13 protein-coding genes are annotated in these 13,412 nt (G+C 55.5%); 9 read left to right on the top strand and 4 right to left on the bottom strand.

Translation table 11 applies throughout. The features are described from left to right. Positions 1-180: 180 nt before the first annotated feature. From HCZ99_RS19300 to rnd, 6 genes are all read left to right on the top strand, one after another. Positions 181-1,338 (top strand): AI-2E family transporter, encoded by a 1,158-nt coding sequence (locus HCZ99_RS19300; protein ID WP_167448654.1) that lies wholly within the window; start codon positions 181-183, stop codon positions 1,336-1,338. A gap of 28 nt (positions 1,339-1,366) precedes the next feature. Further along, positions 1,367-2,188, top strand: a complete 822-nt coding sequence (locus HCZ99_RS19295) for an HdaA/DnaA family protein (protein ID WP_254869755.1) — start codon at positions 1,367-1,369, stop codon at positions 2,186-2,188. A gap of 117 nt (positions 2,189-2,305) precedes the next feature. Continuing rightward, positions 2,306-2,812: an ATP-dependent zinc protease family protein gene (locus HCZ99_RS19290; protein ID WP_167448653.1), complete on the top strand. Its 507-nt coding sequence runs from the start codon at positions 2,306-2,308 to the stop codon at positions 2,810-2,812. A gap of 134 nt (positions 2,813-2,946) precedes the next feature. Next, entirely contained in the window at positions 2,947-3,852 is a 906-nt protein-coding gene (gene rimK, locus HCZ99_RS19285; RefSeq protein ID WP_167448652.1) for a 30S ribosomal protein S6--L-glutamate ligase, read from the top strand. Positions 3,853-3,856: 4 nt separating this feature from the next. Then, entirely contained in the window at positions 3,857-4,936 is a 1,080-nt protein-coding gene (locus HCZ99_RS19280; RefSeq protein WP_167448651.1) for a succinylglutamate desuccinylase/aspartoacylase family protein, read from the top strand. Positions 4,937-5,062: 126 nt separating this feature from the next. Continuing rightward, positions 5,063-6,229 carry a ribonuclease D gene (gene rnd, locus HCZ99_RS19275; RefSeq protein WP_167448650.1) on the top strand — a complete coding sequence of 389 codons (1,167 nt, stop codon included), beginning with the start codon at positions 5,063-5,065 and terminating at the stop codon, positions 6,227-6,229. 81 nt (positions 6,230-6,310) lie between these two features. On the opposite strand, the gene HCZ99_RS19270 is transcribed toward rnd, so the two are convergent. After that, the gene (locus tag HCZ99_RS19270) at positions 6,311-7,003 is read right to left on the bottom strand and encodes a TetR/AcrR family transcriptional regulator (RefSeq protein ID WP_254869754.1); all 693 of its coding nucleotides are present in this window, start codon (positions 7,001-7,003) and stop codon (positions 6,311-6,313) included. 80 nt (positions 7,004-7,083) lie between these two features. On the opposite strand from HCZ99_RS19270, the gene HCZ99_RS19265 reads away from it, so the two are divergent. Both HCZ99_RS19265 and HCZ99_RS19260 read left to right on the top strand, forming a co-directional pair. Continuing rightward, complete coding sequence (locus HCZ99_RS19265; RefSeq protein WP_167448649.1) at positions 7,084-7,632, top strand: carboxymuconolactone decarboxylase family protein; 549 nt, start codon at positions 7,084-7,086, stop codon at positions 7,630-7,632. Between the two features lie 106 nt (positions 7,633-7,738). Then, positions 7,739-8,203 carry a nuclear transport factor 2 family protein gene (locus tag HCZ99_RS19260; RefSeq protein ID WP_167448648.1) on the top strand — a complete coding sequence of 155 codons (465 nt, stop codon included), beginning with the start codon at positions 7,739-7,741 and terminating at the stop codon, positions 8,201-8,203. 323 nt (positions 8,204-8,526) lie between these two features. Here the strand turns inward: HCZ99_RS19260 and HCZ99_RS19255 are convergent, their stop codons facing one another. Continuing rightward, a complete protein-coding gene (locus tag HCZ99_RS19255) occupies positions 8,527-9,393 on the bottom strand; it encodes an SDR family oxidoreductase (protein ID WP_167448647.1) in 867 nt (288 codons plus the stop codon). A gap of 100 nt (positions 9,394-9,493) precedes the next feature. Here HCZ99_RS19255 and HCZ99_RS19250 point away from each other — a divergent pair, with 100 nt between their 5' ends. Continuing rightward, on the top strand, positions 9,494-10,408 hold the full coding sequence (locus HCZ99_RS19250) for a LysR family transcriptional regulator (protein ID WP_167448646.1): 915 nt from the start codon (positions 9,494-9,496) through the stop codon (positions 10,406-10,408). 23 nt (positions 10,409-10,431) lie between these two features. On the opposite strand, the gene HCZ99_RS19245 is transcribed toward HCZ99_RS19250, so the two are convergent. Both HCZ99_RS19245 and HCZ99_RS19240 read right to left on the bottom strand, forming a co-directional pair. Continuing rightward, positions 10,432-11,733, bottom strand: a complete 1,302-nt coding sequence (locus HCZ99_RS19245) for a DUF1835 domain-containing protein (protein WP_167448645.1) — start codon at positions 11,731-11,733, stop codon at positions 10,432-10,434. A gap of 190 nt (positions 11,734-11,923) precedes the next feature. After that, complete coding sequence (locus tag HCZ99_RS19240) at positions 11,924-13,402, bottom strand: Ppx/GppA family phosphatase (protein ID WP_167448644.1); 1,479 nt, start codon at positions 13,400-13,402, stop codon at positions 11,924-11,926. Positions 13,403-13,412 lie beyond the last annotated feature (10 nt).

Here is a 13,412-nt window from a genome sequence, read left to right as displayed (position 1 = left end):
GCAACAGCGTGGGATGCGCGATAAGATACGGGATTATGGGCATGCGTCATAGGATGGGCGGTGCCTTGGTCTTTGGGGTTTGACTTTAGATTTTAGACATGGACTGCTGAGCGACGGCTTTGGTCTTTGGGGCTTTTGGGGCCTTTTTGACGGCAAGCGCATAACAGGGGACGACCAGACATGACATTTCGCCAGCAGGCGCGTTTTTGGCTGCTTTGCGCCATCGGGTTCTTTTTCCTGGTGTGGCTGTTTGCGGGCATCCTTTTGCCGTTTGTCGCAGGGATGGCGATTGCCTATTTCCTGGATCCGCTGGCCGATAAGCTGGAAGCGCGCGGCATTGGCCGCACATTTGCCACCAGCATTATTACCGCCGTCTTCTTTTTGGTGTTCCTGATTGTCATTTTGCTGATCGTACCGATGATCGGCAGCCAGTTGGCCGGGTTCCTGGAACGGTTGCCGGGCTATGTCGATACGTTGCAGACCAATGTCGGGCCGTATTTGCAGGATGTTTTGGACCGGTTTGCGCCCGAAACCCTGCAAAGTGTTTCTGATGCGATCAAGGGGCAGACCGCCAACGCGCTTAAATGGGTTGGCAATGTTTTGACCAACGTGTTGTCGGGCGGTTTGGCGTTGCTGAACTTTGTCAGCTTGTTGTTCATTACACCGGTTGTGTCGTTTTATCTGCTGCGTGATTGGGATCGAATCGTTGCCAAGATCGACGGGTATCTGCCACGCCAATCGGCCGATGATATTCGCCAATGTGCGCGTGACATTGATGATACGCTTGCCGGGTTTGTCCGCGGGCAGGCGACCGTTTGTTTGTTGCTCGGCCTGTTTTACGGGCTTGGCCTTACGATTGCGGGGCTTGAATTTGGCTTTGTCATCGGGCTGATGACCGGGCTTGTATCGTTTGTGCCCTATTTCGGGATGATTGCCGGTTTTGCCGTTGGGGTCGGGGTGGCCTTGGCGCAGTTTGGCGTCAGTCTTGATCTTGGTATTGTGGTGATTGTCTTTGCCGTTGGTCAGATGCTTGAAGGCAACTTCCTGACGCCCAAGCTGGTGGGTGACAAGGTGCGCCTGCATGCGGTGTGGGTGATGTTTGCCTTGCTGGCCGGTGGTGCGGTGTTTGGCCTTTTGGGTGTGATGCTGGCCGTGCCGGTGGCCGCCGTCATTGGCGTTCTTGTGCGCTATGGGTTACAGCAATACCTTGATAGTCCTTTGTATGATGATGATGATGAGGGGGATGCGGCGTCTGATGATCATCAGAACACGGAGCATGTCGCATCGTTAGAAGATCAATCTGCTGGTGGTCAACCAGCGCAGCATCCTGAGAGTTAAACCCACTGTGAGCCCGGCGAAACATCCCATGCCAGAGGATAGCAAGAACAAGCAGGATGACCTGCGCGAGGCGTCGGAGGCCGTGATGGCCGACGTTGCCCCGCAGCAATTGCCGCTTGCGCTTGAGATGCGTCCGGCCTTGGCGCGGGATGATTTCATGGTGGCAAGCTGTAACAGCGAAGCGGTGGCGTGGATTGACCAATGGCCCAATTGGCCTGTGCCCGCCTTGTGCCTGTATGGGCCAAAGGGATGTGGCAAAAGCCATCTGGCGGAAGTGTGGCGTGCACGGTCAGCCGCCCTTCGGGTGATGGCGCGTGACCTTAATGGGATCAACCCCGATGACCTGTTGGGCGATGCCACCGGGCTTGTGATTGAAGATGCCGATTTTGCGGCCGGTGATGGGGCGACAGGGGATGGGGCAACTGGTGGCCTTGATGAGAAGGTCTGCTTCCACCTTTATAATATGCTGAAAGAACGCGGTGGGCATTTGTTGCTGACGGCGACACAGCCCCCGGCACGTTGGAAGGTGGCGTTACCGGATTTGAAATCGCGGTTGGGGGCGGCGTTGGTCTGTGAAATATCCCCGCCCGATGATGATTTGATGGTCGGGCTTTTGTTAAAGCTGTTTGCCGATCGGCAAATTCAGGCCGGGCCGCAAACCATTAGCTATATCCTGCCGCGGATTGAGCGGTCATTTGTGGCCCTTAGCGAATTGGTGGCGGCAGTGGACCGGCGGGCCTTGGCGGAAAAGCGTGCGGTGACCTTGCCGCTGGTGCGTGCGGTGATGGAAGAGCTTCAGGTGGCGACGGATACAAATATCAGTGTCGATCCCCATATAAGCGAGCAATGAGCCTTGGCTGACCCCGATGCAGATTGATTTTACGTGATTGAATTTACGCGAAATTCATAGGTGGTCATCAAAATAGCTGTTGATATTCATCGTAATATACATGACCGGATCACACGCGTGAGCGCAGAGCAAAGCAAACAAAAACCAAAAACAAACTTGAAAGTCCAGACCGATACGTTGATTGACGGCGGTCATGTTTTGGGCTGGCGCGAATGGATCGGCCTTCCGGAATTGGGGGTGCCGTTTATCAAGGCCAAGGTGGATACCGGTGCGCGGACATCATCGTTACATGCCCTGAACCCGCACGAGTTTGAACAAGACGGTAAAAAATACGTCCGGTTTGTTTTACCCCATTACCGGGGCGATGGGCATGGGCGGATGGAATGCGTTGCGCCGTTGGTCGAACGTCGCGAGATTCGCAGTTCGAACGGAAATGCCGAAGAACGGTTTGTTATTGCAACCCACATCGCGGTGGGGCACCATCGGTTAAAGGTTGAGGTTTCTTTGGCGAACCGCTCAATCATGGGGTTTCCCATGCTTTTGGGGCGTACAGCGATGAAGGCAGGAAGATTTTTGGTTCTACCATCAAAATCTTATCTTGCAGGGAAGCCCGAACAGAGCTAGACGCGCAGTAGAACGATCATGCAGCGTAACGATAAATCGTGCAGGATCGTTTTTTCTTTCAGATCATATTTGTCCCCGTAAGCGGCATTCATCGTTTACGCGCCTTTTCACGTCGACCCACGGGAGTTCATTGCATGAAAATCGCAATGCTTGCACGTAATCCAAATCTATACTCCCACAAACGGTTGGTGGAGGCCGCCGAAGCGCGCGGGCACGAAATCGATATCATCAGTACGCTTCGGGTTTCGATGAACATCACATCGATGAAACCGGAAATCTATTATGGCGGTGTCAAGCTGGTGGGCTATGACGCGGTTATTCCGCGTATCGGTGTTTCGGTGACGTCATTTGGTCTGGCGGTTTTGCGCCAGTTCGAAATGATGGGGGTTTATCCGCTTAACGAATCTGTGGCGATTGGCCGTTCGCGCGATAAATTGCGCTGCCTGCAAATTTTGGCCCGGCGCGGCGTTGGCCTGCCAGTCACGGCCTTTGCCCATGATCCAAAGAAAACCGACGAGGTTTTGTCGATTGTTGGCGGCGCGCCGGTGGTGATCAAGCTGCTTGAAGGCACGCAGGGCATTGGTGTGGTTCTGGGTGAAACCGAGAAATCCGCAAAATCCGTGATAGAGGCGTTCCGCGGGGCGAGTGTCGATATCATGGTGCAGGAATTCATCAAGGAAGCGGGCAATACCGACATTCGCTGTTTCGTGATTGGTGGCAAAGTGGTTGCCAGCATGGAACGCAAAGGGGCCGAGGGGGATTTCCGGTCCAACATGCATCGCGGCGGGTCGGCACGGTCGGTACGCATTACGCCACAAGAACGCTCCACCGCGGTTGAAGCGGCCAAGGCCATGGGGCTTAATGTGTGTGGTGTGGATATCCTGCGATCCAATCATGGGCCGGTGGTGATGGAAGTAAACTCCTCGCCAGGGCTTGAGGGGATCGAAGGGGCAACAGGCAAAGACATTGCCGGCATGATTATTGATTTTCTTGAAAAAGACTTCCGTCCGGGCAAAGTACGGACCAAAGGCAAGGGCTAACAGCATGCGCGAAACAGCAGCATCCAACGGAAAACAGAAGTCTTCCAAGGCGGCAGATTTTGAAATTTGCGGGAAAAAGGTTGCTGCTGGGACGCGCCAGATTGTTGATATCCCGATTTCGCTGTTGTCCAATCACACGCCGGTTAACCTGACGGTGAACGTTGTCCATGGCAAACGGCCCGGTCCGGTTTTGTTTGTCAGCGGCGCGGTGCATGGCGATGAAATCGTCGGCGTGGAAGTGATCCGCCGGGTGTTGAAATCGCCTGCGTTACGCGGCATGCGTGGCACGCTTTTGGCGGTGCCGGTGGTCAATGCGTTTGGGTTTTTAAATCATACCCGCTATTTGCCAGATCGGCGTGACCTTAACCGCTGTTTTCCCGGGCATGCGCGTGGATCGCTGGCGGCACAGTTAGCGCATCTTTTCCTGAGTGAAATTGTCGAGCGATCCGATTTTGGCATCGATCTTCATTCGGCGGCCGTTAACCGTGTTAACTTGCCCCAGATCCGGGTCAATGAAGATGACGACGCGATCATGGAATATGCCGAGGCGTTTGGCGCGCCGATCATTTTGACAAGCCCGCTTCGGGAAGGGTCGCTACGCCAAGCCGGGCAAGAAGCCAATGTGCCGATCTTGCTGTTTGAAGCGGGCGAGGGGCTTCGGTTTGATGAAATGTCGATCCGGGCGGGTGTTTCGGGCGTGTTGCGCGTGATGCGCAAGCTTGGCATGACATCGCAACGCGCGGTGCGTGAACCGCGCGCCCCGGCGTTTAAATCATCCAGCAGCCATTGGCTGCGTGCGCCGGTTGGCGGGCTTTTAAGGACGTTTAAACTGGCCGGGGAGTTTGTTCATGCGGGCGATGTTTTGGCCGCCGTGGCCGACCCGTTTGGCCAGACCGACGAAGAAGTCACTGCGCGTGAAGATGGCCTGATTATCGGGCGGACCAATTTGCCGATTGTTAATCAGGGCGATGCGCTGTTCCACATTGCGTCGATCAAACGCGCGTCGGAATTACAAGAACGCATGGACGCCATTGAAACCCATCTTCAGTCCGATCCGTTGTTGGACGAGGACGAAATTATTTAGGGTTCTGGCCGGGTTTTGTGCATGAAACGCGTTGAATTTGGCGGTTTAGGTGGTTTTGCGTGGCAATGATCAGACCTGTGGTGAAGGCTCTGGCGATTTGCGGCGCGCAATGCTATAGAAAATCTTATGGAACCAATTACAACTACTGAAGAACTTCGTGTGCTTTGCGAAAAGTTGCGGACGTTCGAATATGTCACGGTCGACACCGAATTTATGCGTGATTCGACCTATTGGCCGCAACTCTGTCTTGTGCAGCTTGCCAGTCCTGAACCGGGTGATAACGGTGCGGCGGTTGATCCGCTTGCCGAGGGTATTGACCTGACCCCGATGTTCGACCTGATGCAGGACGAAAGCGTGATTAAGGTTTTTCACGCCGCACGTCAGGACATCGAAATTTTCGTCCATCTGTCGGGCAAAGTCCCCCATCCGGTATTTGATACTCAGGTGGCGGCGATGGTGCTGGGCTATGGCGATCAGGTCGGGTATGAAACGCTGGTCAATAAGGTCACGCGCAAAAGCATCGATAAATCCATGCGGTTTACCGATTGGTCGCGTCGGCCACTCTCTACCAAACAAATCAGCTACGCGCTTTCGGATGTGACCCATTTGCGGGTGATTTTCGAAGATTTCCATGAACGGCTTGAAGCCAATGGGCGCGCGATCTGGCTGCGCGAAGAAATGGACCGCCTGACCGATCCGTCGATCTATTCGATTGAACCGGCAGATGCGTGGAAGCGGCTTAAAACCCGGTCCAACAGCCCGAAATTCTTGGCGGTGGTCCGGGCCCTTGGCGAATGGCGCGAAACCGAGGCGCAGCGTAAAAATCAGCCGCGCAATCGCATTTTGCGCGATGACACGTTACTTGATATCGCCGCCCGTCAGCCAATGACCGAGGCCGACCTTGATAAAACCCGTGGGGTGGGCCGCAATTTTGGCAGCTCCAAACCCGGTCAGGCGATTATCGAGGCGATCAAAGCCGCCCTTGCCAGCCCGCAAGACCAGTGGCCAAAACCCAAGCAGCGCGTTGAACTGCCTGCCGGGATCGGCCCGACGGTTGAGTTGCTTAAAGTGTTGCTGAAACTGTGTGCCGAAGAAAAAGGTGTTGCGCAGCGTTTGGTCGCATCAAGCGATGATTTGCAAAATATTGCCGCCGATGACGAGGCCGACGTGCCCGCACTGCGCGGTTGGCGACGTGATTTGTATGGTCAATATGCCTTGCGTTTAAAGCACGGGCAGCTTGGCCTTAAACTTGAAAATGGTGAAGTGACGCTGGTTGAGCTTCCGCAAAACTAGGTTTCACCGACATTCTGACAGATCGCAAAAACGGGGCCCTTATGGCCCCGTTTTGTGTTTTTAGACCGATAAAGCGCGCCGTTAGGCGGGCAGAGCCGCATCGAGCAGGGCTGTTGCGATGGTCTTTGCGATCTTGGCGGCATCGGGCATGCCGCGGACCTGTGCTGTGACAATCGCACCTTCTTTAAGAAGGGCCAATTCCTCGGCGAGTTGTTTGGGGTTGGCGGCGCCAGCCTGGTCACACAGATCGGTAATACAGTCGAGAATACAGCGCTTATGCTCGGCGGCGATCTGATGAGCGGGATGGTCAAGTTTGGCGAACTCGCCCGACGCATTGATAAAGGCACAGCCCGAAAAGCCCATCCCCTTGAACGCGCGGCCATGAAACCATTCTTCGAGCGCATCATACATCGCCAAAAGCTGTTCGCGCGGGTTGGCAGAGACCGTCTGCATGGACGATGTCAGCCAGTCGCGGAACTGTTCATCGCGGCGGGTGAGGGCGGCGAGGATCAGCTCGTCCTTGGATTTGAAGTGTTTGTACATCGTCATTTTGGCGACGCCGGATTCGGCGAGAATCTTGTCGATTCCGGTGGCGTTGAAGCCCTGCGTATAGAAAAGACGCAGAGCTGTATCGACGAGAACGTCGCGTTTTGATTTCAATTTCATCACTCCAGTGATCAGAGTCGGCACGAAAATAGCCAGACCGGTCTGTATTCTTTTGGCGTGAAGTTCCCAGAAAAGCAAGCATTTCCAATAGAAGAATGACTGTTCCAAAAATATATTTGACAGATAGACAGACAGGTCTGTATATCTTTTTAACGTTAACCAACCCAAACTCGTTAAGGAGAGTTCCAATGACTCGTATTTCTTTGCCGGCCTCGATCGCCGAAGCCCCAGAAACCGCCCAGCCACTTCTTGAAGGTGTCAAAAAGATGCTTGGTTCGGTGCCGAACCTGTTTCGCTTGACGGCAAACAGCCCGGCCGGACTTGAAGGTTATCTTGGTTTGAATGGTGCACTTTCCAAAGGTGCGCTTGATCCAAAGACCCGCGAACGCATTGCCCTTGCGGTGGCGCAGATCAATGGCTGTGACTATTGCCTTTCGGCGCATACCTATCTGGGTAAAAACGTCGCCAAACTCGATGATGCCGAAATCGCGGCAAACCGAAATGGGACCTCGACCGATCATAAGGCCGATGCGGCGGTGCGCTTTGCCGTGGCGTTGGTCCAGAACCGGGGGCAGGTCAGCGAAGGCCATGTCAGCGCGGTTAAACTTGCAGGTTACAGCGATGCCGAGCTGGTCGAGATTGTCGCCCATGTCGCGCTCAATACCCTGACCAATTACCTCAACGAAGCGTTTGATACCCCGATTGACTTCCCGGTTGTGAATGCCTCTGCCGCGTAAGGGCTTGGCAAACTTCCGGTACTTCCCCGGTCGGCAATCCCCCCCCTGCATGTTGCTCCGTGTCGACCGGGGGCTTTTATGAACCACAGATCAAAGGATCAGATTGATGTCACGGCCGCCCCTTCCGCCCTTTAATATTGAAACCGCCAAACAAAAGGTCCGTCTGGCCGAGGATGGCTGGAACAGCCAAGATCCGCAAAAGGTGTCGTTGGCCTATACGCCAGACAGCCGTTGGCGCAACCGTTCGGACATCTTTGACGGGCGCGAAAACATCGTCGCGTTTTTGACCCGTAAATGGCGCAAGGAAACGGAATATCGCCTGATCAAGGAACTTTGGGCGTTTCATGACAATCGCATCGCGGTGCGCTTTGCCTATGAATATCAAGATGACAGCGGTAACTGGTTTCGCGCCTATGGCAACGAAAACTGGGAATTTGATGAAGATGGCCTGATGCGCCATCGGGTGGCGTCGATCAATGACACACCGATAACCGAGCAAGAGCGCCTGTTCCATTGGCCGCTTGGACGGCGTCCGGATGATCATCCGGGGCTGTCAGACTTGGGCCTTTAGTCCCGATACCCCCGAAACCCCCGCCACGTTCTGGTTCCCGGAGTGGACAGGAAAGTTCGGCGGAAACGCGTTCTGCGCGGCAGGCAAGGTGGTGCGTCCCCCGGTGCTGTCTTGTCTGTCGCCGTCGCAAAGGACCCTGAAAAGGATTGTGAGATATGTCGTCTTTTTGATTGCATCGACCGCCATGCTTTTGGGGTCCTCCCTGCTGACCTTTGCGCCGTAAAGGTCAGGGGCGAGCGGGGTCAGGCCGCGTTTATGTTTCCTCCCTGTAAACTTGTCGGGCCCCTTGCGGGGCCCGATTTTTTAGGTCCAGCAAAGAGCGTTCAGTTTGCCAGTGCGGATTTGATGAAGGCCTCGACCGATTGCGGTTTGCGCCCGACGACCTTTTCGAAATCGTTGCTGACGGTTTCGTAATCGCCCTTTTTCGCACCGACATAGAGACCCGAAAGGGCCTCAATCAGATGGTCGGGCAGGCCGAGGCTTTGGAGGATGCCGGTATGGACCTCTGCCGGGAGGTCGACAAACGTGACCGGTTTGCCGGTGGCATCCGCGATATAGCCCGCGATTTCGCTGTGGGTGACGCCCTTGGTGCCGGTCAGGTTATAGGTGGCGTTGATATGATCATTCGGATTGGCAAGGACGACAGCGGCGGCCTCGGCCAGGTCATTGCGCGGGATATAGGTGATTTTGGCATCGCCAGCCGGTGCGCCGTAATCGCCGGTTTCAAGGGCGTGCGGGACGCCAGCGAGCAGCAGGTCAGCATAGAAGCTGTTGCGTAGGAAGGTGTACGCAAGGCCGCTTTGTTTGATGTAATTTTCGGTATCAAGGTGAATGGCCGAATAGGTGAAATCGGCATCGGCCTTGGGATCGATAATGCTGGTATAAACGATGTGTTTGACGCCTGCGGCCTTGGCGGCGTCAACCGCGGTGCGGTGCTGTTTGATGCGGGTGGCGTTGTCGTCCTCGGCCGAAATGATCAGGGCCGTTTCGATACCGGCAAAGGTCTTGGTCATCAGGGCAAGGTCGTTGAAATCGCCTTTGCGGACATCAATGCCCTTTGCACTTAGATCAGAAGCCTTCTGCGGGGTGCGGACACTTACGGCGATGTCGCTTGCCTGGATACGATCCAGCAGATGTTTGACAACAAGCGTTCCAAGTTGTCCGGTTGCGCCGGTGATTAATACGGTCATGTCAGATTCTCCGTTAAGGGGCAGGCGTTGCCTGTTCATAAGAAGAATTTGTCGCAAAGGATGCATATGATCAATTCGATGGATATGATAGTATATATGCATGAATATCGATGAATTGGATCTTGATTATCGCCTGCTGAGGCTGTTTCTGACGATTTATGACGAGGAATCGGTCACAGCGGCTGCGCACCGGCTTGATGTAGGACAGCCGACCGTCAGTCATGGACTTGATCGGTTGCGCCAGATTATTGGCGATCCATTGTTTGTCCGTTCGGGCCGGTCGGTTGCGCCAACGGCCCATGCCGATGAAATCGCGCCACAGGTCCGCGTTTTGTTGCAGGGGCTTCGGGGGCTTACGCGGGTTGTCGCATTTGATCCGGGGAACGCCGATCATAGTGCGCGCTTTGTGATTGGTGCCAATGATTATGAGGTGGCGGTGATTTTGCCCGCCCTCATGAAGCGGGTGCATCGTTGTAAGGCAGACATCCGGCTTAAGGTTTTGCCGGTGCCAGGCATTGACCGAATGAACAGGTGGCTGCGCGATGGCACGATTGATCATGCAATCAGTATCGAGCAATCGGGCAAGCATGGCGACATCACCCGCCAGGGCCTGTTTCGTGAACGGATGCGGTGCTTTTATGATCCGGCATTCCATGATGGTCCGCCAGATACGCTCGACCGATATTGTGCGGCCAGCCATGCGCGCGTGATGATCGGGGCCAATGAGAGCTCCGAAGTGGATGATATCTTGCGCGCGCTTGGCCGATCACGCCGCACAGCCCTTCAGGTGCCGACATTTGCCAGTGTCGCCAATCTGATCCGGGGGACAGACATCATCGCCACCCTGCCATCGCGCCTGTCAGGCACGATGATGCAGGGCTTTGGTGAATGCGATCCGCCGTTTGAGTTCCGTGAATACGGCTTTGCCCAATATTGGCACGTGCGAAATGCCGCCAATGCCGCGCATAAGTGGCTCCGGCAGGAGATTTTCAGGGCATCGCGTGGGTTGGGATAGCGGTCGCCCATAAAGGGCGTTGGCTATGGCGTATCTGTCGGACTGATCCGGATCCCGCCGACCCAGCGACGGCCGGTGAAGTTGTCGAGGAAATTACGGCTGCCAGCGAGGGTTTCTTTGCCGGTTTTGGTCAGGGTGATGATTTGATCTGGCCAGTTGGTTTCTGGGCCGGCCTTAGAGAGGGTGAAGAGTGGGGCGCGGCAATCCATCATCCACTGGATTTCTGTCCAGAACATCAAATCGCCGAGATAGGGCAGCGGGTCGTAGGTGCGGATCAGGTGGCTGAAGGCCTTGCCGACGGGCAGGGGGCCGTGATTATGGATGATTTGCAAGGTAAGCTTTTGCGTTAGGCCGAGACCAGATTGCGGATCGGGGAGTTCGGCCAAGTGGCGTTTAAGGGCCGGGATCATGTGGGGCAGGGGCGATGCATCCGATTTGATCAGGGACTTAAGACCATCTGGATTGTCTGATCGGATCGCCCGCCATGCATGGCAGCCAAAATCGAGCATGGCCTGTGTGATCGGGGTGCGGTGTGTGTCCCAGCACCAAATGAGCAGTTCGGGCGAAAGTTGGCCCAGCCCAACAAAGCGTTCAACGCCCGGCACAGAACCGACCGAGATGACGTCAAGACGGGTATCGGGGCGGGTGGCATTGATGAAATCAAGCAGGAAGGCCAAGATCAGTTGGTCGTAACTGTCATGTTCGAACCACAGCACGACATGATCATAATCGCCCAGTGTCGCCAGCGCGCCATATTCGCGTTTCGCCCGTGCCAAAGCGTCTTTGGGGGTGATGCCATAACCGGCGCCGATAAAATCAGCACGGGTCTGAACAAATTGATCAAGCGGCTGGTCGGGGACCGGCCCCTGACAGAATGGATCGGCAAATTCAAGGAAGTCACCAATGAACCCGGCAATCTGAAGGCCGTGGCGGATGTCTGATCCGCAGCGCAGATGCAGGGTGCTTTTGGTATCCAAGACGGTCGGCGCGCCGGTTTTGATTTGCCGGTTGCGTTCGGCAATCTGATCGATATGCGCCTTCATCTTTGGCCAACTGGCAAAGCCGTTTTCACGCGCAATGACCAACTGGGCATCGGCGAGTTTGAAGGGCGTTTTTTGCGAGGGAGACGGTTTGAAGCCCGCCTGTTCAAATCGGGTTCGGGCGGTGGTGGTATCATTGCTGGTATCAGCCGCTTTCGCCGCGCGCAAAAGGTCCTTGGCGCGTTTGCGTTGCTGTTCAAGATTCAGCCGACCGTCAAAAATCGGGCTGTTTGCGGGTTTTGGATGGGTGGTGTTTTTGGATTTCGATGTGCGTGACGCAGACATACGATTCCCCTGTCTAAACCGCCTGTGTCCGCCAGACAGGCAAGGAAACCGTGTGTTTCAGAGTATCGAACCGGGCGCAGCCCTTTCCGCGGACGGGGTGCTTGGAAAGCGGGATTAACTTATCTGTTTTGCCCGCGATTGCCAAGCATCAACCACCACCAACCACCAAGCCGGTGCGCCAGACCAGATGTCAGGGCACGCGGATTTCGCTGTCGCGGTTCATCAATTTGGCCAGTTTGTTCATGCGCTGTTCGACAACTTCGCCGTAAAGGGTGGCGATGCTTTTATCGAATTCCAGCACCATTTTGTTGTCTTCGATCTTAAGGGCGGTTTTTGACAAGATCCCCTCGGCACCGCCCGAAAGCGTGTGGCCCAGACGAATGACGTGACCAAACATGCGGCCAATCATGCGGGTGTCTTCATCCAAAATACGGTCGCTTGAGGCGTCGCCCTTAAAGTTGCCGGTATAGCGAGAGCCAATGGCATAGGCGAGAAACACCCGATCATGATGGTTTAGATCAAGATAGGGGTGGCGCAAAATGCGGTGGTAGCTTTGGATGGCGCGGTAATCGGGATGTTCGTTCCAGCCGATGTCGCCAATGATGCAGGCGGCAAGGCGCAGGCGTTCAAGATTTTCGGGCAGATCGGAAAAGATCGGCGCGCACCAGCGAAACAGTTCTTCGCCGTGTTGGCGGAAACGTTCGCCGTCTTCGGCGAAGCTTAAGCAGGCATCAAGCAGCGGGTCGCGTTGGCGCAGATTTTCAGGCAATGCTTCGTACATCCAGCCTTCGCGCAGGCCATGGCCCGAAAAGACAACTTCGCGTGGCTTCATGCGCGCCAGCAACATATTCATCACAAGGGATGCATGGGGCAGGCTATCGACACGGCGTTTGGAAACACCGCCGACTTTTTCCAGCGAGATGCGGCTTTGTTGCGAAATGATGTGGGTGAGTTCCTGGGTTTCGCCGCAGGGCATGGCCAAATTATGCACGACTGAAATCGGGTAATCTTCCTGGGCGATGTAAAGCTTGGCGATCGAGCGCCACGCGCCGCCAACGGCAAAAAGCTGCTGGCCTTTGGCGTCGCTGAGCCAATCGACGCTGTCGAGGTGACGGTTGATTTCAGCGGTTAACCGCGCCCGGTCCGAGCCAAAGACCGCATGCAGGCGCATCGCGCCCAAGGGCACGCTGATGCGTTTTTTAATTTCGCCCTGATCAAGCAACACCAGTTCAAGCGAGCCGCCGCCAATATCGCCCATGATGCCCGTGGCACGGGGATCACCGGAAATAATGCCAAGGGCGGAAAGGCGGGCTTCTTCAAGGCCGTCAATGACCGTGACCGTGAGGCCGGTTTCGCGCAGGATCCTGTCACAAAATTCCTGACCGTTGCTGGCAGCACGCACCGCGGCAGTGGCGAGGACATCAACATGGGTGACCTTCATCGCGCGCAGCAACGTGGCAAAGCGTTGCATGGCGACGACGGCAAGTTCGACCCCCTCGGGATTGAGCTTGCCGGTGTCTTCGGGATCGCGGCCCAGCCCGCACATGACTTTCTCGTTGAAAATCGGGGCCGGGGCACGGGTCATGCCATCGAAAATGACCAGTCGTACCGAGTTGGAGCCAACATCAATGATCGCGATGCGGTTGGAAGCTCTTTGGTCAGTCAGCATACTTTTGATG

This window comes from Thalassospira lucentensis (assembly GCF_011806425.1).
In the GTDB taxonomy this organism is placed as follows: domain Bacteria; phylum Pseudomonadota; class Alphaproteobacteria; order Rhodospirillales; family Thalassospiraceae; genus Thalassospira; species Thalassospira lucentensis_B.
The sequence above is the reverse complement of the archived record's forward strand: the minus strand, read 5'-3'. Positions and strand labels throughout refer to the sequence as shown.

Bases quoted from the DNA above. Each gene is read 5' to 3' on its own strand.
- HCZ99_RS19250 (WP_167448646.1), top strand. From the start codon at position 9,494: ATGAATATCGATGAATTGGATCTTGATTATCGCCTGCTGAGGCTGTTT.
- HCZ99_RS19240 (WP_167448644.1), bottom strand. From the start codon at position 13,402: ATGCTGACTGACCAAAGAGCTTCCAACCGCATCGCGATCATTGATGTT.
- rnd (WP_167448650.1), top strand. From the start codon at position 5,063: ATGGAACCAATTACAACTACTGAAGAACTTCGTGTGCTTTGCGAAAAG.
- HCZ99_RS19300 (WP_167448654.1), top strand. From the start codon at position 181: ATGACATTTCGCCAGCAGGCGCGTTTTTGGCTGCTTTGCGCCATCGGG.
- rimK (WP_167448652.1), top strand. From the start codon at position 2,947: ATGAAAATCGCAATGCTTGCACGTAATCCAAATCTATACTCCCACAAA.
- HCZ99_RS19295 (WP_254869755.1), top strand. From the start codon at position 1,367: ATGCCAGAGGATAGCAAGAACAAGCAGGATGACCTGCGCGAGGCGTCG.
- HCZ99_RS19265 (WP_167448649.1), top strand. From the start codon at position 7,084: ATGACTCGTATTTCTTTGCCGGCCTCGATCGCCGAAGCCCCAGAAACC.
- HCZ99_RS19260 (WP_167448648.1), top strand. From the start codon at position 7,739: ATGTCACGGCCGCCCCTTCCGCCCTTTAATATTGAAACCGCCAAACAA.
- HCZ99_RS19255 (WP_167448647.1), bottom strand. From the start codon at position 9,393: ATGACCGTATTAATCACCGGCGCAACCGGACAACTTGGAACGCTTGTT.
- HCZ99_RS19245 (WP_167448645.1), bottom strand. From the start codon at position 11,733: ATGTCTGCGTCACGCACATCGAAATCCAAAAACACCACCCATCCAAAA.
- HCZ99_RS19280 (WP_167448651.1), top strand. From the start codon at position 3,857: ATGCGCGAAACAGCAGCATCCAACGGAAAACAGAAGTCTTCCAAGGCG.